Here is a 16,416-nt window from a genome sequence, read left to right as displayed (position 1 = left end):
GGGCCACGTGACGAACTTCGTTGCTTCTCCCGCAGCGATCAACGATAATACCCCTTGTGCGTATCAATCCAAAGCAGGGGGTACTGTTCCGGCATGAAACCGATTGTTGAAGTGGCCGCGAGAGCCGGCATCGACGAAGAGCATCTGGAGCTCTACGGCAGGTACAAAGCGAAGCTGAATCCTTCGCTGACGAAAGAACTCGAAGAGCGCCCGGACGGCAGGCTGGTGCTGGTTACCGCCGTCAATCCCACGCCCGCGGGCGAAGGCAAGACGCTGACCACGATCGGGCTGTCGCAGGCGCTCAATGCTCTGGGCACGAAGACGGTCGCCGCGCTGCGCGAGCCGTCGCTGGGTCCGTGTTTCGGCATGAAAGGCGGCGCGACCGGCGGAGGACGGGCGCAGATCGTTCCGGCCGAAGAGATCAATCTGCATTTTACCGGCGATCTGCACGCCATTTCTTCGGCGCATAACCTGCTGGCCGCGTTGGTCGACAACCATGTCTACCACGGCAACGAACTTGGCCTCGATCCCAAACGGATCGTCTGGAAAAGAGCCGTCGACATGAACGACCGCGGGCTGCGCAGTATCGTAACCGGCCTGGGTGCAGGCAATGGACTGCCGCAGGAGAGCGGATTCCTGATTACGTCCGCCTCCGAAGTCATGGCCGTCCTGTGTCTCAGCGAGAACGCCGACGATCTCAAGGAGCGGCTTGCCCGAATGATTGTCGGTTATACCGGCGAAGGCCAAACCGTGACCGCGGGCGACCTGAACGCCGTGGAAGGCATGGCGATTCTGCTTCGGGAAGCGATCAAGCCCAATCTGGTCCAGACGCTGGACGGTACGCCGGTGATTATTCACGGCGGTCCCTTCGCCAATATCGCGCACGGCTGCAGCAGCGTAATCGGCACCAAGGCGGCGCTCAAACTGGGCGATATCGTGGTGACGGAAGCAGGCTTCGGCGCGGAACTGGGCGCAGAGAAGTTCTTCGATATCAAATGCACCCAATCCGGGCTCAAGCCGGATGCGGCGGTGCTTGTGGTGACGGTCAAAGCGCTCAAGTACAACGGCGGCGTGCCGGTCAAAGACCTGGACGCGGAGAACACGGAAGCGGTTCGCGCGGGACTTGGCAACCTGCGCCGGCATCTGCGCAATCTGCGGCTGTTCGGCGTTCCCGTTCTGGTCGCGGTCAATCATTTTGCCGCCGACTCCGAGAGCGAGATCGCTCTCGTACTGGACGCCTGCCGGGAAATGGGCGCTGCGGCCGAACTGTCGGATGTGTGGGCCGAAGGGGCCGCAGGCGGCGAAGCGCTGGCACGGCGTCTGCTGCAGATGCTGGACGAACAGCCGGCGTCTTACGCGCCGCTGTATGAACCGACGCTTGATCTGCGCGGCAAGATCGAAGCGATCGTCACGCGCCTCTATGGCGGCAGCGGCGTCTCTTATGCGCCGTCGGCGTCCAGGGCGCTTGCGGAGTTCGAGCGTCTGGGCTTCGGCGGTCTGCCGGTGTGCATGGCCAAGACGCCGTATTCGTTCTCCGACCGTCCTTCGCTGCTTGGCGCACCGGAAGGCTTTACGGTTGCGGTCTCCCGCGTATCGCTGTCCGCAGGAGCCGGCTTTGTCGTCGTCGAGACGGGCAATACGATGACCATGCCCGGTCTGCCGAAAGTGCCGGCCGCCGCGCGAATGAAACTGGCGGAGGACGGAACGATCGAAGGACTGCTGTAAGCGAGGAGAGACCGGAAACCGGTCCATACATGAAGGAACGGAAACCGACCAACCGGTTTCCGTTCCTTTTTTTGGGTGCGGATTGTTGGATTCGTCGACGCGATTTTGCTTCTTTCGATTACAGAACCGATACCGACATTGACGGTAACAAAGGGCGAAACTTGAATATGAATGGAAGAAGTAGGAAAATAGACAAAAAAGGAGCTGACCCCTATGAAGAAAACACCGAATAAGCGCGTTCTGCCTCTGCTGGGAGCAGGAATTCTCGCAGCCGGAATCCTGACGGCAGCCGGAACCCCAACGGAACAGCCGGACGCCAAATTCATACAGCTGCAGCAGATGCGATTCTTGAGCGCAACCATCGGCTGGATCATCCGCTCGGATTCTACGCCAAAAGGCAAACAGCCGCTGCAGCTGCTGGTTACCCAGAACGGAACCCGCAGCTGGACGAAACACAAAATCCCCGGGGATTATGCGGCCGGATTGGGTCTGTCGAATGCGCAAAAAGGCTGGGCGCTCGTCTATGAGTCCCCCCGAAAAACCGCCGGAACGGTCACCGGCTATTCCCGGGCCCGTCTGCTGTATACGACGGACGGCGGGAAGAGCTGGAAGATCCAGTGGAGCCAAGACGGCACCTATCCGGCTTCTTCCCTGCGCGAGAACGCTCTGGCTGCCGCCGGGCCCCAATCGGCGTACGCGATCGTCGGCTCGGATCTTCTGGTGACCCGGAATGGCCGAACCTGGTCGAAAACCGTGTTCGACCGGCAGGACTTCGTCCCTACGCACGTCTCCTTCGCAAATGCCCGCAGCGGCTGGGTAGCCGGAACGATGCCGCCGCATGAAGACAACCCGGATGCCCGGGTCGTCTCGGTCCTGCATACTTCCGACGGCGGGCGCACCTGGTCCGAGCAGTTGACGGTCGGCCCGACCAACGAGAACAGCGACAGCAGTCAATTCCGCAGTGCCGCACTCGATTTTGTCGACGCCAAGACCGGTTTCCTTCTGACGGACGATCCCAGCACGATAACGGGCGTTCTCTACCGGACGACAAACGGAGGCGCAAGCTGGCGTATGGTGAACGGCGAACTCCGCAGCCACCGTCCCCTGCTCACGGGCATGGACTTCGTCGACGGGCAAACCGGGTGGCTCTCCGCTTCTCCCGGAGCCGGACCGGTCGAGGGCGGATTGATGATTACGCGCGACGGCGGCCGGACGTTCGTTCACGAACCGGATGCGGGCTACGACATGGGCTCTGCGCAGTCTTTCAAGAGCGGCAGCGGCTATGTCATCGGCCACACGGTAGAGGGACAGGATTATCTGACGCGTACGCGCGACGACGGGCAAACGTGGATGACCGCTTATCGGCCGTATTAGGTCCCAAGCGGTTCCGGAAAAGCTCAACCCAAAAGCCCCCTGCACCGATCGGCGGTGCAGGGGGCTTTCCTACGTTTTTTTTACCGCCTTATTCCGAGCCGCTTACCGCCACTCGACCACTTCGTCTACCGAACGGCGGGTCTTCTCGGTCGGTTCGCCCGCCCGGTAGCCAAAAGCGGCCATGCATGCCAGACCGAAATGGTCCGGGTCCAGCAGCTCTTCTTCCGCCAGTACCCGTTCGACTTCGTGTTTGACGAAGCCTTCCATCGGACAGGAATCGATCCCGATCATCGCGGCGGCCGTCATCATATTGCCGAGCGCCAGATACGTCTGGCGGCAGGCCCATTCGAACATCGCCCGCTCGTTGCCCTGAAGCGCGAAGCCGGTACGCAGGAACGTATCGTATGTGCGGCGCTTCATGTCGGAGATCTCCTGCGGCAGACGCTGCACGTCGCTTAGCATGTACGAGATATAGTCGGAGTCCGCCGTCATATCGTGCGGCAGGCGGGCCAGAACCAGAAGAACATGACTGGCCGAAGCGAGCTGACGGCGCGCTCCGCCGGCATGCACCGCGATCTTGCTGCGCAGCTGCGGGTTCTGCACGACTACAAACTTCCACGGCTCAAAGCCGTACGAGCTTGGCGACAGCCGGCCGGCTTCCAGAATAAAATCAAAATCCGCCGCCGTTACTTGGCGCGCCGGATCAAAATCTTTGACCGCGTGGCGGAAACGGTAAGCGTCCAGCAGTTGGCTTTTGGCTGCCGCGTAGGCGTCCGGTCCGGACTTGAATGGGTCGGTCATAGAAAGGCCTCCTTCGTTCTTGTTCTCCCGCTTATTTTAACCTACATTCGTACGGGAATGCGATTCATTCCCCGGAATCCGCCCAGCCCAATTCCAGCTGCTCCGCTTCGATCCGAAGTTCGGTAAATCCGCCGGTTTCCTTTTGCAGCAGAACAGACAGCGCGAATCCGGCCGGCGACAGCTCGAATTCTTCGCCGTACCAGTATGCGCGATCCAGATCATTGGGAAGGGTCGCGTCCGACACCCCCGAGAAGAGAAGGCGGGTCGGCGGCGCCATGGCTTTGCCCATCGTCGTCGTATCCAGTACCAGCTCGATCTGCCGGCCCGGAAGCACACTGCACGAGACGAACTGGGCATCATGCAGCGAATGTTCGTGCAGTTCCCGAGCGGAAGCCGGAAGCTGTTCGCGAATCGATGCGTACGCTTCTCTCGCAGCCCGCCCCAGCTCCTGCCGGCGGCGTTCGAAGTCTTCCCGCCAGGCGGCGAGCAGCCGGACAAGTTCCGGCGGCGCATAAGGCTGGTTGAGCGTCCCGTCGAGCACATACGGATGCATCTCTTCCGGCAGGATCTCCAGCAGCTCCTTGCGCCCGTGCTGCAGACTCACATGGGCCTGTTCTTCGTAATCGACTCCGATCTCGCGGCAGAACGCCAATTCTTCATCCCAGCCTTCGCGGGTCAGCGGTACCATTAACAGACTGCTTAACTGCAATTCCCGATCGAACTCTTCCGTAAAAAATCTCATGCTATGCTCTCTCCTCATTTCTTCCTCAATTTCCGACTCAGCACTGCGATCAGCAGCAGTCCTACGCCGCCTAACACGATATAGAGCAGAATGCGGAGCGAATCGCCCGCTCCGACGATAGGTCCGGGTTCAGCCTGTACAGGCTCTGCCCCTTCGGCTCCCGAGAGCGGATCTGCGTCCGGCGCTGCAAAGGCCGCTGCTTCCTCCCGCCCGAGCTGTGCCTGTGCCGGAGCCGGGCTCACGATCCCGGTCCGCAAAGCCTCGGTATCGTACTGCGGCTTCTCTTGGCCTTCCGCTCCGTAGAGCAGGCGGTAAGGGCCTGCGCCGGTATCTTCGAATATGAGCCGGTCGACCCGGTAGCCTACTTCAACCGCCTCGATATTCAGCGGCGGATTCCCGGCGTTGTCGATCACGACCCTCGGCTTCTCGTTCAGGATCGGCTCCGCCAGCCGGATCTGCGTATCCTCGACGCTCAAGCCGTTCAGTTGCAGGCGGTTCAGACGGGTCGGCGACAGAATCCGGGTATTGGCGCCGGTGCCTTTGGCCCGGTTCACATAGAAGATCCGGCTGAATTCCCCCGAACCGTCCGACGCGGAAGCTTTCAACCGGATCTGATCGATCCGCAGCCGATCGGCGTTATAGATCACGACCTCCGACATGCGGGCAAGCGTCTCCACATTAAAAGGCAGTTCTTTCGCCCGGCGGAACGCTTGCCCGCTGACAGCCGCACCGACATCGCTCAGCATTCCGTCCGTCAGTTCAATCTTCCCTCCGGCGTTCGGCACGTTCAAACGGTAATACCCGTAGCCGGCCGGCTCGTCCAGCTCGATGACATTGCGGAATTTGGTTTCTCCGTCCGTGTACAGCTCGCCCTCGGTCACCGGCTCCCAGCCTTTGCCGTCTTTGCTGCCCTCCACCCTGATTTTTTTGAGAAAAGGGCCCTTTGATAACGGAAAAGTCAGCCGGCTGCCGCGAAAATTTTCTGGGTTGGAAGCCGGAATGACACGAAAATCGAACCGCGTTACGTCCTTGCCGGGCGTGCTTTTGATCAATTCCAGCGGATAATAACGGTCGAGCCCCCGCTTGCCTTCTTCGCCGGAGTCCGTATAGTACGGCACAAACCTGCCCGAAGCGTCCACAATTCGGACATCGCCCAGATTCTCCTGTGACCGCCCGTAGACGTCGGCGTCCAGATACAGCGCTTGATACCGGGAGACGTCGGCAAGCCGGATCTCTTTGGCAAACGCCCAGGTGCCCGATTCGGCTTCTTCTTCCTGCGGCCGGGCGCTGAAGGCGGCCGCCTCAAGCCGGTTTCCAACCGATTCCTCCGCCAAGTCCGGACTCCTTTCAACGCCCGCGGAGCCGGACGCCTGCTGCGCCCTACTTTCCGGCAGCCCCGCCAAGGCGCCGAGCAGGGCAGCTGCGCACAGCGCGGCCCCCAGCTTCTTTTTTGCAAATCCGGATCCATACTTTCCCATTCCGACTTTCCTCCTTGATCCTCCGGATTGTCCACCTGTTCCGGTAGACGGATCTCTTATGTCCTGTTACCCTTTTCCGTCCGGTTTCTTTCAAGCCAAAGGCAAAAAGCCGCATTTACTTTGTCCGCAAAAAAAGGTATGCTGGGCAGGCCGAAAGATTACACACTGTAAACCATATAAAAAGGAGCTTGTCCATGTCTTCTTCCCGGCCTTCCCCGCTCGGTACCGATCCGGGCACCCCGGCCAAAATCGGCCTGCCTATGTTTGTCCTTATGCTCAACTTGTTTATCGCGCTGCTTGGACAGGGCATGGTCATTCCGATCCTACCCGACTATCTCAAGCAGTTCGATGCGGCCGGAACGGCGGCCGGTTATCTGGTCGCCGCGTTCGGCGCGGCGCAGTTCCTCTTCTCTCCGATCGGCGGACAGCTGTCCGACAGACTCGGACGCAAAAAGCTGATCGTCGCAGGGCTCCTGTTCACCGTCGTTTCCGATTATCTGTTTGCGATCGGCCATACGCTGCCTCTTCTGTATGCCGCGCGATTCATCGGCGGAATCGGGCTCGGCCTGATGGTCCCTTCCGTCATGGCGTACGTCGCCGACAGCACGACGCCCGCCACGCGGGCCAAAGGCATGGGTTATCTCGGAGCGGCCATGAACCTCGGCATGGTGCTGGGTCCCGGGCTGGGCGGACTCATTGCCGAATTCGGTATTCGCGTCCCTTATTACTGCGCAGCGGCTCTAAGTCTGCTGGCGGCGGGCTTGTCGCTTCTGCTGCGCGAAACGCTTACGCCGGAGAAACGGGCCGCAGCGGGAACGCGCAGGCGCGAACCGATCCTGCGGCAGATCTCCGATTCGTTCCGCACGCCGTATTTCCGCTACCTGCTGCTCGTCTTTGTCATGACGCTTGGCTTGATCAATTACGAGACGGTCTACGCGCTTTTTGTGGAGCAGAAATACGGATTCGATGCGCGCAGCATTTCGATCGTCATTACGCTCGGAGCGGTGATCGGCATCGTCTGCCAGATCTGGCTGCTGGACCGGGCGGTTCGCCGGTACGGCGAGATCCGGCTGATCCGCTTCTCGCTTGTGTTGGCCTCGGCCGCGCTGCTGCTTATGCTGGTCAAGTTCAATCTGGCATACCTGCTGATCGTTTCGGCCGTTTTTTTCGCTTTCAACTCTTTTCTTCGGCCTACTGTCGGGACCTTGATCGCCAATGCGGCGGAAGACCGTCAGGGTTATGCGGCCGGTCTCAACACGACTTATTCGAGTCTTGGCAGTATCGTCGGCCCTCTGCTCGCCGGTTGGCTGTTTGACGTTCAGCTGAATTTGCCTTATATTTTGGGAGCTTTGATTCTGCTGGCGGCGCTGTTCCTGACCGGGAATCGCGCGAATAAGCCGGCCACGAAACGGAAGAGGGTTCATGACTGAAACCTGGCACCAACACCGCAAGCAGCAGAACCGGGAAGACCTGATCGCCGCCGGCCGGACGCTGTTTTTGCAGCGTGCTTTTCCCGGCGTGTCGGTCAAAGACGTCTGCGAACTTGCCGGAGTCAGCCGCGTCACGTATTACAAGCATTTCGAATCGATCGACGAGCTGGCCTTCGAAGTGCAGATGGAAGCGTTGGAACATATGACGGCATCCGTGCAGACGGCCTCCCAATCCGCCGCACTTTCGGAGCCCGATCCCGCGAGCGGCGGGGAATTCACCTATCCAACGGACGGTGCGGCCATGCTGCATCGGATGCTCGAAGCGTGGAGCGTATATGCTGCGCGCAATCGGAATTATATGAAATTCATTCTGCTGTTCGATCTCCATTATGACGCTTATCCGCCGGAAAAAGCACTCAGCAGCCGCTACCGGGCTTTTATTCTGGAGAAAAAGCGGCAGCATTTTCTGAACGATGCGCTTGGGGCCGGAATCCGGGACGGTTCGCTGCGCTCCGACCTGGATCTGAACGAGACCGGCGAATTCGTCTTCACCGCCATGATGGGCCTGCTGCAGAAGCTGTGTCTGTCCTATGCCGCCGAAGGCGAAGAAGGCGATGCCGAAGCCGCGGAAGAAGCCGCTCTTGCGGACAGCCGGCGCCAAGCGATCTCCCGGCGCTTCATCGCTATGATTCTCGATTCGCTGCGCCGTACGGATCGATCCGGTTAGCCGAAGTCCGGCTCATCTTCCTTCATCTTGCAGTCCGACGCTTGCATGCGCCAACAGCCCCGTTTCTATAGGAAACGGGGCTGTTGGCGCGGGTCGGAACGTCTCGATGCAGCTCCAAACTGCAGCTGCATCGGGCGATCCGGGCATACCGAACATTTATTTTAAATTTAATCTATGTTTGTGATATTTATCACATTTCAAATTTAAGATTTAATTTAAGATAAGGACATGGAAGAGATGATCATCAACCAAAAACAAACAGAGCCGCTTCAGCGGCCCATAAAACTCATAGGAGAGTGGAAAAAATGAACAACTGGCTGAGAACAAACAAAGTGGCAATGTGGATGCTGACCGTCCTGCGCGTGTACATCGGTTTCAAATGGATCACCGGCGGATGGGGCAAGCTGACCGGAGGCGGGTTCGACGCTTCGGGCTTCATGCAGGGCGCTCTGGCCCAAGCGGGCGGCGACCACCCTGCCGTACAGCCTCTGTGGGCAAGCTTCCTGGAACACTTCGCCATCCCGAATGTCGGCCTGTTCAACGTCCTGGTTCCGATCGGTGAATTCGCGGTCGGCCTGGGCCTGATCCTCGGAACGTTCACTACCTTCGCCGCACTGATGGGCATGGTCATGAACTTCGCCTTCCTCTTCTCGGGTACGGTCAGCACCAACCCTTACCTGATCCTGGCGGAAATCTTCATCGTCGTGGCCGCTCTGAACGCCGGCAAAATCGGTCTGGACCGCTGGGTGATTCCTTACCTCAGAGCTCATGTCTGGGGCCGCAAAAACAAAGCCGACGAAGCAAACAACGCCATGAACGGCAAAAAAACAGCAGACGCGGCTTAACCTTCTTCCCGAGCTGGCGCGAATACGAACAGGTCTCCTTCATTGGCCCATGGGCCGAAGGAGACCTGTTTTTGTTGAATACGAAGATCCGGCGGAAACTCAAGACCGGAAGGAACCGGCAGCATGACCCCGGCCTCCGGCTTGACGCTCCGGCACATCCAGACCGTGGCTGCGCGCAAGATCGATCAGGGCGGAAGCGCCGAACCGTACTGCCATCAGAACGGATTCGTGCTCTTCCCGACTGCGATAAGCCGAGTCCGGCTCCGGGTCCGCAAAGTCCGGGGCGCCGCTTCCATAGTACGGATGCCAGTCGGCTGTCTGCGGCATCTGCGCGGCAGAGTCCGCAGCTCTGCTCGTGAACGCCTCCTCCGGGTACGAACCGGCCTTCGAACCTTCGGCAGCCGGCTCCGCTTCGCACAGCTTCATCGCCGGGACGAGCGCGGCAGAAGCATCGGCGCCTTCTTCCGTGCACAGCATCAGCAGCTCCAGCAGCTCGGCGGCCCGCTCGGGATCACGCAGTCGGACCGGTGTTCCGTCTCCCGGCACCTCGCTCCCCACCAGTTCGCTCAACATCAGTCCGGCCCATTCCGCGACTTCCGTAGCTTCCTCGGGCAGCACCCGGATCCGGATCATCTCTTCGCTTTTTCCGTTTTGCACGTGTTCTCCTCCTTTTGACCGGTTCGACCGGCCTTCTTATCTTTTATTTTAGAGATTAAAATAAGAAGATAAAGAGAAGATACCGCGCAGGTATTTTCGTATTTTATGCTGCCTCTCATTCCGAGTCAGTTCAGTCCCGATTGCAGCGCTCTCCAAAAGCTGTCGTCTTCCATCCCCAACGCATAGACGGAAATGCCGGCCAGGCCGTATTTCTCGACCAGCCGCGCTTTGGCCTTGATGCTGTATGCGTCTTCGTACCAGAGCACATGCCGATCTCCGCCCGGCGCGGTATAACGAAGACTCATGGACAGCGATTTCGGATCGCGTATTCCCGCGTTTTTCAACGTCCGCACGATCTGCCGCGCTTCCGTCCATTTCAGCAGACCGCCGCTTTGGTCTTCCGGATCGGAGAGATTCCAATCGTTGCCGTAAGCGGGAAGACCGGCGAGCAGCTTGGACGGTTCGGTCTGCGATGCGGCGAATTTCAGCGAGGCGTCCATCCACGCAAGCCCCGCCGCAGAACCGGGTTCGCCCCAGATTCCGTGCTCGTCGTACGTCATGACCTGAATCCAGTCCGCTTCGCGTCCGATCGCCTTGTAATCGAAAGCGCCCGACCAGCCGTTCTCCGGATCGTCTTCCGTTTTGGCGGGCACCGACACCATCGTCTTTCTGCCGATTTTGCGCATCTCCCTGGCCGTGTCCCGTACAAAACGGCTGAACGCCGCACGGTCTTCGGGACGCACTTCTTCGAGATCGATATTGATCCCGGCGTAATCGTGTGTCCGGACCGTACGCAGCATGCTGCGAATCAGCCGGATCTTGGCTTCCGGTTCGTTCAGCACACGGCGGGCAATGTCTCCGTCCCAGCCGTTCTCCCCGTAATTCGATACCAGGGCATAAGCTTCCATGCCGTAACGGTCGGCCGCCGCCAGTGCTTTCTCCGGCACGTGCCCGACCAGATTGCCGTTTCCGTCGGTATTCAGCGTATCCGTGGACAGCAGATTGAAGCGCTTGTGGTAACGTTCAAGCGAACGGTCCGATTCGTCCGTGTAATAAGCGAGTACGACCGGATTCGTATCGGCCTGCACCGAATTCGCCGTTTTGTTCGTAGGTCCTGCGGCTATAAGCAGCCCTGCCGCCAATACGGCGGCTGCGATCTTGCGAACGATCATCGACGGCACTCCCCCTTTCATGATTCATCCGTATAACGCAAAAAAGCGGCTATCGCCTTATCGACGATCCCGCTTCATGCGCCGTGCAGTTATTTAATCTATAGGGTTCAAGCCGAATCGTCGGTGTTCCGATCCCTTAGCGAATATCCGAAGAGCCCAACCGGTTAACCGGGCGTTGTCCCAATCCGTTTTCTTTGCGTTTCGAACGTTTCGGGCCGCTGCGCAGTTCATTGGTCAGTTCCATAAACCAGGCTTCGTCTCGAACCTGGAGCGCCAGATCGATCAGGCTGTGAATCTCCTGCTCGCTTTTGCGCGGATTCTCGGACAGTTTCTTCATACCCCGATCGGATACGGCAATCTCCTTGCCCATCAATTCCTTATTGTCGCTATGGGTGACCTGCAGCAGAGCTGTCTGAATAGGCGCACTCGACGCAATCAGATACCCGTGTACCAGAGCGCCGTCGTCGGTGTAGGCTTGAATCCAATCTCCCGTCGTCCATTTACTCATCTCGATACACCTCTCTCTTCCCCGTTTAAGAAGTTTATTATTTGCCGGATTCGACTAAAAGAATTATACTTGGGATCTAACTGTAATTATAAATTATACAGTTCAAAAGGTCAAGGAAGGTAAGAAGCGATTCATTGTCTTTCTTCGCACCAGACCTTCGGAGCTTATCCTTATATTAAGTCAAGTTCAGGAGGTATAAACAATGAATAGCGAATTTCCTGCCGCCGTCCACCTGCTCGTCTATCTGGCCCACTCGACTTCCGGCTCGGCCAACAGCGAAGAACTGGCCGAAAACGTCGGCACGCACCCGGCCCGTGTCCGCAAGATGATGCGCTGTCTGCGCGAGCAAGGTTGGGTCGGCACGCGCGAAGGCATCGGCGGCGGCTATTTTCTCCAGGCCGAGCCGGCGGCGATCCGTCTGGCGGATATCTACCGGGCTTCCTGCTGCGGCGGGCTTCGTCCCAAAAAACCGACCGGCAGCCCGGGCAGCACCTGCCCCGTCTCGTCCGGCATCTCGGGCGCGATGGATCATTACTTCGGCGAAGCGGAGAGCCGCTACCTCGATTATCTGGACGGTGTGACGGTGCAGGATGTCCTGCACCGGATCGTAGACCCCCGGCCGCTCCCTTGAACTCCTCTTGCAGCGGAACCTTTGACCTGCACCATAAAGTCAAAAAGCCGTGTCCTTCGCTTCGGGACACGGCTTTTTTTGATGGAGGAGGATGGGCGCCGGAAGACTCTTCCCGCTTAGCCTCTTGGACTGCCTGACATTTGCGTCTATTGAGGGGATCCGCTTGATGCGTTTGTTACTTGGAGCCCGTAACGCTTGCAAGCACATCATCGATCATCTGGCCGTTGGCGATAGCTCCCGTGTACAGCCAGCTGCTGTCGCGGTCGAATTCGTACACCCGGTTCGCTTTGACGGCCGGAATGTTGCGCCAGACCGGATCGGCCAGCACCTGCGCCTTGTCTTTGCCGCTGCCGTTGACGAGGAACAGATAATCGGCATCCAGGTCGGCCAGCAGCTCCAGAGACAAGCTGCTCCAATTCATTTCGCTCGCTTCCGAAGCCTGCTTGACGATATCCGGTACCGTCATTCCGAGATCGTTGTAGATCACATCTCCGCTGGACAGATTCATGTTCACGACGTAGACGTCTTTTTCCGTCGCCCAGAGAGCCGCCGCTTTTTTCGCTCCGCCGGCCGCTTCCTCAAGCTTCGCTTTCGCATCGGCCGCTTTGGCTTCGTAAGCGTCCAGTACTTTCTGCGCTTCGCCCTTTTTGCCCAGCACTTCGCCGACGGTCAGCAGTTCCTGTCTCCAGTCGTTATTCTGCGCGTTGCCGACCACATAGGTGGGAGCGATCGCCGAATACTGCTTGTATTTGTCGCCCGCCACCAATTCCGCGCTGTCCATCAGAATCAGATCCGGCGAGTAGCTGGCTGTCACTTCGAGCGGAAGTTCCGATGGAATACCCGGCACGCCCGACAGGGAATCCTGCAAATAGCTCTGCATCTTGCCTTCGCCGATCATCCACTGCGCAACCGGTTTCACGCCGAGCGCTACCAGAGGATCTTCCAGATACGAAGCGATAACCGCTTTCGGTTCGGCGGGGATCGTCACTTCATGGTCCATCGAGTCTTTCAGCACCCGGTCTTCGCCGGATGCGGCCGTTTCTTCGGCACCCGTATCGGCGGCAGGCGTCTTGGATTCGGATGCCTCGCCTGCCGGCTGTCCGGTTTCCACGGCCGTACCCTTGTCCGTTTCCGCCTCGTTCGAACAGGCGCTTACCGCAAGGGCCAGACTTCCGGCCAGCAAAATGGAGAGACTTTTAAACGTTATTGTCTTCATGGATCCTAACCCCCGTTTATTTTTTAATTGATAACGATTCTCATATCCACCAATATAACGGCATTTCCTCCTCGGCGCAAGTCCCGGAAGCGGCGTCTATCCGGCACCGGGTCACCGATTCGCTTAACCGAAACACTGCCGCAGGGCGAACGGGGCCGTCGGCGGCCGCATCACCCGACCGCACGGCAGCGGAGATTCCGCTTGGCCCGGGCCTCCTACGAACGCGTATTCTCCGAGTCCATTCAATCATCAGCCGGGTAGGAAGCACGAAGGGAACACGAAAAAGAGCAGCGCCTCAGGGCGCTGCTCCAATTCCGCTTATACCTCCGGGTATATTCGCTCCCGGGCCAACTGTCGCGCCTTCGACGAAGCTTCTACACCTGGCTTTTGCCGCGTGCCATCCGTACCCGGATGACCTTGACGATCTCCATCAGCACAACCGCTCCGAGTGCAAGACCGGCCGCAATCAGCCAATCGTTCACGCCGAAATCGGCCGGGATCGAGAAGATCTCGCGTACGCCGGGAAGCAGCGTGACCGCATACAATACGAAGCAGAACAATACGGCTCCGAGCACGTATTTGTTATCGAAGAATCCGGCTCCGAACGCCGTCTGCGTCTGCGAACGCGCCGCGAACGTCTGCAGCGTACGCGCCAGGATCAGCGTCGTGAACGCCATAGCCACGCTCAGCTCGGGCGATTCCTGCAGCCCGATATACTGCGAGACGATAACCGCGGCGCCGATCAGCACGCCGCGCGTGATGACGGTCTGAAGCGTGCCTCCCGCGAAGATGCCTTCGTTGATATCGCGCGGTTTGCGCCGCATGACTTCCGGTTCGGCTTTCTCCATGCCGAGCGCGATCGCCGGCAGCGAATCGTTCAGCAGATTGATGAACAGCAGCTGCAGCGCCGTAAACGGATTGATCCAATCGAAGACCAGCGCGAACAGAATCGCGATGATCGCGCCCAGATTGCCCGAGAACAGATACGCGATCGACTTCTTGATGTTGTCGAACACGGTGCGGCCGACTTCGACGGCGCTGACGATCGAGACGAAATTATCGTCCGTCAAGACCATCGCCGCGGAGTTCTTGGCCACGTCCGTGCCGCTGCCCATCGCCACGCCGATATCGGCCTGCTTGAGCGCCGGAGCGTCGTTGACGCCGTCGCCGGTCATGGCCGTGATCCGGCCTTTTTTCTGCCAGGCGCGCACGATCCGGATCTTGTTCTCCGGCGAGACGCGCGCGTATACCGCGATATGTTCCAGGCGGTTGTCCAGTTCGCTGTCGGACAGCGCGTCGAGCTCCCGGCCGGTCAGCGCTTCGTCGCCTTCTTCCATCAGTCCGATATCGCGGCCGATCGCCTGCGCCGTCGTCTTGTGGTCGCCCGTAATCATGACCGGGCGAATACCGGCGCTTCTCGCTTCCTTGATCGCGCCGTAGACCGCGTCGCGCGGCGGATCGATCATCGCCGTCAGGCCGACGAACACCAATTCGTTCTCGTCATCTTCGTCGACGGATACGCCGGCGGCGATTTCTTTGTAACCGAAGGCCAGTACACGCAGCGCCCGATCGGAAAAGTCTTCGTTCCGCTTCTGGATGCCGCGCAGCCATTCGTCCGTGAACTTCTCTTCGCGTCCGTCGATCCGGATACCGGTGCAGCGGTCGAGCAGCACGTCCGGTCCGCCTTTGACGAGCAGCAGGCGGCGGCCGTCCACCGTATGCACGGTCGACATCAGCTTGCGGTCGGAGTCGAACGGAATCTCGTCTTCGCGTTCGTACGTGCCTCGCACTTCTTCATGGCTGCGGTTCTTCTTGGAACTGTAGGCCAGCAGCGCCGTTTCGGTCGGATCGCCGATCTCCTGACCGTCCTCGTTGATCCTCGAATCGTTGCACAGTACGGCGATACGCATCAGCCACTGTTCCGAGTCCGTCCATTCGGCCGGGTCGTCCGGGATCTGTTCTTCGCGGCCTTCCGGCACGAAATCGTCGACGACCGTCATCTTGTTCTGTGTCAGCGTACCGGTCTTGTCGGTGCAGATGACGCTTGTCGAACCGAGCGTCTCGACCGCCGGCAGGCGCCGGATAATGGCATGGCGCTTGGCCATCTTGTTCGTGCCGACCGCAAGCACGATCGTCACGATCGACGACAGCGCTTCGGGAATCGCCGCGACCGCGACGGCTACGGCGAACATGAACGAATTCAAGATCGCGCCCGTCATATCGTTCGTATCGCCCGAGAGCCATTCGCGGCCCGCTTCCACCGCAAAGATCACGATACAGAGAATCAGAATGAACAGTCCCAGCTTCTTGCTGAAACTCTCGAGCTTGCGCTGCAGCGGCGTCTGCTTGGCTTCCGCGCTTTCGAGCAGTCCGGCGATCTTGCCGATCTCCGACTGGGCTCCGGTGCCGGTCACCACAAGGGTTCCCCGGCCGTAGACGACCAATGCGCCGCTGAAGACCATGTTGCGGCGGTCGCCGATCCCGGACTCTTCCCCAATGGTGTCCGTATGCTTCTCCGCCGGTTCCGATTCGCCGGTCAGCATGCCTTCGTCCGTCTTCAGCGAGCTGCTCTCGAGCAGCCGTCCGTCGGCCGGCACATAATCGCCCGCTTCGAGCAGCACGATATCGCCGGGAACCACTTCCCTGGCCTCGACCGTATGTACCTGCCCGCTCCGTTTGACTTTGGCCGCGGGTGCGGACATCTGCTTCAGGGCATCCAGCGAATTCTCGGCTTTGCGCGTCTGCACGACGCCGATTACCGAATTCATGATCAATACCGCGAAGATAATGACCGACTCGATGACTTCGCCCAGAGCCAGCTGGACGATAGCCGCCGCCAGCAGCACAATCACCATCGGGTCTTTGAACGATTCCAGAATGAGCTTCCAGATCGGGTCTTTGCCTTTTTCGTTCAGCTCGTTGTAGCCGTGCTCTTCCAGCCGTCTGCCCGCTTCCCCCGAATCGAGTCCTTCCGGACGGGACTTCAGTTCCTCCAGCGTTTCTTCGCCGCTTTTACGGTAAAACTCCACGGAATCCCTCCTAATCGTTCGGCGCGGCCCGGCATCCGGTTCAACGAATCGGGAGGTTCGGGCCTGCCGCTCTCTCTCCCT

14 protein-coding genes are annotated in these 16,416 nt (G+C 59.3%); 6 read left to right on the top strand and 8 right to left on the bottom strand.

What is annotated here, in order from left to right; genetic code table 11:
* The first annotated feature begins 93 nt into the window (after positions 1 to 93).
* Together HRQ60_RS05280 and HRQ60_RS05275 are read left to right on the top strand one after the other, a co-directional pair.
* Complete coding sequence (locus HRQ60_RS05280; protein ID WP_172194592.1) at positions 94 to 1,725, top strand: formate--tetrahydrofolate ligase; 1,632 nt, start codon at positions 94 to 96, stop codon at positions 1,723 to 1,725.
* 213 nt (positions 1,726 to 1,938) lie between these two features.
* Positions 1,939 to 3,099: a WD40/YVTN/BNR-like repeat-containing protein gene (locus tag HRQ60_RS05275; RefSeq protein ID WP_172194591.1), complete on the top strand. Its 1,161-nt coding sequence runs from the start codon at positions 1,939 to 1,941 to the stop codon at positions 3,097 to 3,099.
* Between the two features lie 102 nt (positions 3,100 to 3,201).
* Here HRQ60_RS05275 and HRQ60_RS05270 read toward each other — a convergent pair whose 3' ends face one another.
* The 3 genes from HRQ60_RS05270 to HRQ60_RS05260 form a co-directional block, all read right to left on the bottom strand.
* Positions 3,202 to 3,900, bottom strand: a complete 699-nt coding sequence (locus tag HRQ60_RS05270) for an NAD(P)H-dependent oxidoreductase (protein ID WP_172194590.1) — start codon at positions 3,898 to 3,900, stop codon at positions 3,202 to 3,204.
* Positions 3,901 to 3,964: 64 nt separating this feature from the next.
* A complete protein-coding gene (locus HRQ60_RS05265; RefSeq protein WP_172194589.1) occupies positions 3,965 to 4,642 on the bottom strand; it encodes a DUF4085 family protein in 678 nt (225 codons plus the stop codon).
* 14 nt (positions 4,643 to 4,656) lie between these two features.
* Complete coding sequence (locus HRQ60_RS05260) at positions 4,657 to 6,120, bottom strand: DUF3999 family protein (protein ID WP_172194588.1); 1,464 nt, start codon at positions 6,118 to 6,120, stop codon at positions 4,657 to 4,659.
* Between the two features lie 194 nt (positions 6,121 to 6,314).
* Between HRQ60_RS05260 and HRQ60_RS05255 the strand changes: the two genes are divergently transcribed.
* The 3 genes from HRQ60_RS05255 (at position 6,315) to HRQ60_RS05245 (ending at position 9,122) form a co-directional block, all read left to right on the top strand.
* Positions 6,315 to 7,550, top strand: a complete 1,236-nt coding sequence (locus HRQ60_RS05255; protein WP_172194587.1) for an MFS transporter — start codon at positions 6,315 to 6,317, stop codon at positions 7,548 to 7,550.
* Positions 7,543 to 8,277, top strand: a complete 735-nt coding sequence (locus tag HRQ60_RS05250; RefSeq protein WP_172194586.1) for a TetR/AcrR family transcriptional regulator — start codon at positions 7,543 to 7,545, stop codon at positions 8,275 to 8,277. Before HRQ60_RS05255 ends, HRQ60_RS05250 begins: the two co-directional genes overlap by 8 nt.
* 305 nt (positions 8,278 to 8,582) lie before the next feature.
* On the top strand, positions 8,583 to 9,122 hold the full coding sequence (locus HRQ60_RS05245; RefSeq protein WP_172194585.1) for a DoxX family protein: 540 nt from the start codon (positions 8,583 to 8,585) through the stop codon (positions 9,120 to 9,122).
* 99 nt (positions 9,123 to 9,221) lie between these two features.
* On the opposite strand, the gene HRQ60_RS05240 is transcribed toward HRQ60_RS05245, so the two are convergent.
* The 3 genes from HRQ60_RS05240 to HRQ60_RS05230 all read right to left on the bottom strand — a co-directional run bounded on the left by HRQ60_RS05240 (position 9,222) and on the right by HRQ60_RS05230 (position 11,459).
* A complete protein-coding gene (locus HRQ60_RS05240; RefSeq protein ID WP_172194584.1) occupies positions 9,222 to 9,779 on the bottom strand; it encodes a hypothetical protein in 558 nt (185 codons plus the stop codon).
* A gap of 125 nt (positions 9,780 to 9,904) precedes the next feature.
* Entirely contained in the window at positions 9,905 to 10,951 is a 1,047-nt protein-coding gene (locus HRQ60_RS05235) for a glycosyl hydrolase family 18 protein (protein ID WP_172194583.1), read from the bottom strand.
* A 136-nt stretch (positions 10,952 to 11,087) separates the two neighbouring features.
* Positions 11,088 to 11,459 carry an IDEAL domain-containing protein gene (locus tag HRQ60_RS05230; protein WP_172194582.1) on the bottom strand — a complete coding sequence of 124 codons (372 nt, stop codon included), beginning with the start codon at positions 11,457 to 11,459 and terminating at the stop codon, positions 11,088 to 11,090.
* Between the two features lie 202 nt (positions 11,460 to 11,661).
* On the opposite strand from HRQ60_RS05230, the gene HRQ60_RS05225 reads away from it, so the two are divergent.
* Positions 11,662 to 12,090, top strand: coding sequence for an Rrf2 family transcriptional regulator (locus HRQ60_RS05225; RefSeq protein ID WP_172194581.1), 429 nt, complete (start codon positions 11,662 to 11,664; stop codon positions 12,088 to 12,090).
* Positions 12,091 to 12,265: 175 nt separating this feature from the next.
* Here HRQ60_RS05225 and HRQ60_RS05220 read toward each other — a convergent pair whose 3' ends face one another.
* Both HRQ60_RS05220 and HRQ60_RS05215 read right to left on the bottom strand, forming a co-directional pair.
* Entirely contained in the window at positions 12,266 to 13,306 is a 1,041-nt protein-coding gene (locus HRQ60_RS05220) for an ABC transporter substrate-binding protein (protein WP_172194580.1), read from the bottom strand.
* Positions 13,307 to 13,680: 374 nt separating this feature from the next.
* Positions 13,681 to 16,335 carry an HAD-IC family P-type ATPase gene (locus HRQ60_RS05215; protein WP_172194579.1) on the bottom strand — a complete coding sequence of 885 codons (2,655 nt, stop codon included), beginning with the start codon at positions 16,333 to 16,335 and terminating at the stop codon, positions 13,681 to 13,683.
* Positions 16,336 to 16,416 lie beyond the last annotated feature (81 nt).

The sequence above is a fragment of the Saccharibacillus qingshengii genome (assembly GCF_013185195.1).
GTDB lineage: Bacteria > Bacillota > Bacilli > Paenibacillales > Paenibacillaceae > Saccharibacillus > Saccharibacillus qingshengii.
This window is presented reverse-complemented; position numbering and strand designations above follow the sequence as displayed.

What these genes read in the sequence shown, in the direction of transcription:
- HRQ60_RS05280 (WP_172194592.1), top strand. Translation starts at nt 94, where the DNA reads ATGAAACCGATTGTTGAAGTGGCCGCGAGAGCCGGCATCGACGAAGAG.
- HRQ60_RS05275 (WP_172194591.1), top strand. Translation starts at nt 1,939, where the DNA reads ATGAAGAAAACACCGAATAAGCGCGTTCTGCCTCTGCTGGGAGCAGGA.
- HRQ60_RS05270 (WP_172194590.1), bottom strand. Translation starts at nt 3,900, where the DNA reads ATGACCGACCCATTCAAGTCCGGACCGGACGCCTACGCGGCAGCCAAA.
- HRQ60_RS05265 (WP_172194589.1), bottom strand. Translation starts at nt 4,642, where the DNA reads ATGAGATTTTTTACGGAAGAGTTCGATCGGGAATTGCAGTTAAGCAGT.
- HRQ60_RS05260 (WP_172194588.1), bottom strand. Translation starts at nt 6,120, where the DNA reads ATGGGAAAGTATGGATCCGGATTTGCAAAAAAGAAGCTGGGGGCCGCG.
- HRQ60_RS05255 (WP_172194587.1), top strand. Translation starts at nt 6,315, where the DNA reads ATGTCTTCTTCCCGGCCTTCCCCGCTCGGTACCGATCCGGGCACCCCG.
- HRQ60_RS05250 (WP_172194586.1), top strand. Translation starts at nt 7,543, where the DNA reads ATGACTGAAACCTGGCACCAACACCGCAAGCAGCAGAACCGGGAAGAC.
- HRQ60_RS05245 (WP_172194585.1), top strand. Translation starts at nt 8,583, where the DNA reads ATGAACAACTGGCTGAGAACAAACAAAGTGGCAATGTGGATGCTGACC.
- HRQ60_RS05235 (WP_172194583.1), bottom strand. Translation starts at nt 10,951, where the DNA reads ATGATCGTTCGCAAGATCGCAGCCGCCGTATTGGCGGCAGGGCTGCTT.
- HRQ60_RS05230 (WP_172194582.1), bottom strand. Translation starts at nt 11,459, where the DNA reads ATGAGTAAATGGACGACGGGAGATTGGATTCAAGCCTACACCGACGAC.
- HRQ60_RS05225 (WP_172194581.1), top strand. Translation starts at nt 11,662, where the DNA reads ATGAATAGCGAATTTCCTGCCGCCGTCCACCTGCTCGTCTATCTGGCC.
- HRQ60_RS05220 (WP_172194580.1), bottom strand. Translation starts at nt 13,306, where the DNA reads ATGAAGACAATAACGTTTAAAAGTCTCTCCATTTTGCTGGCCGGAAGT.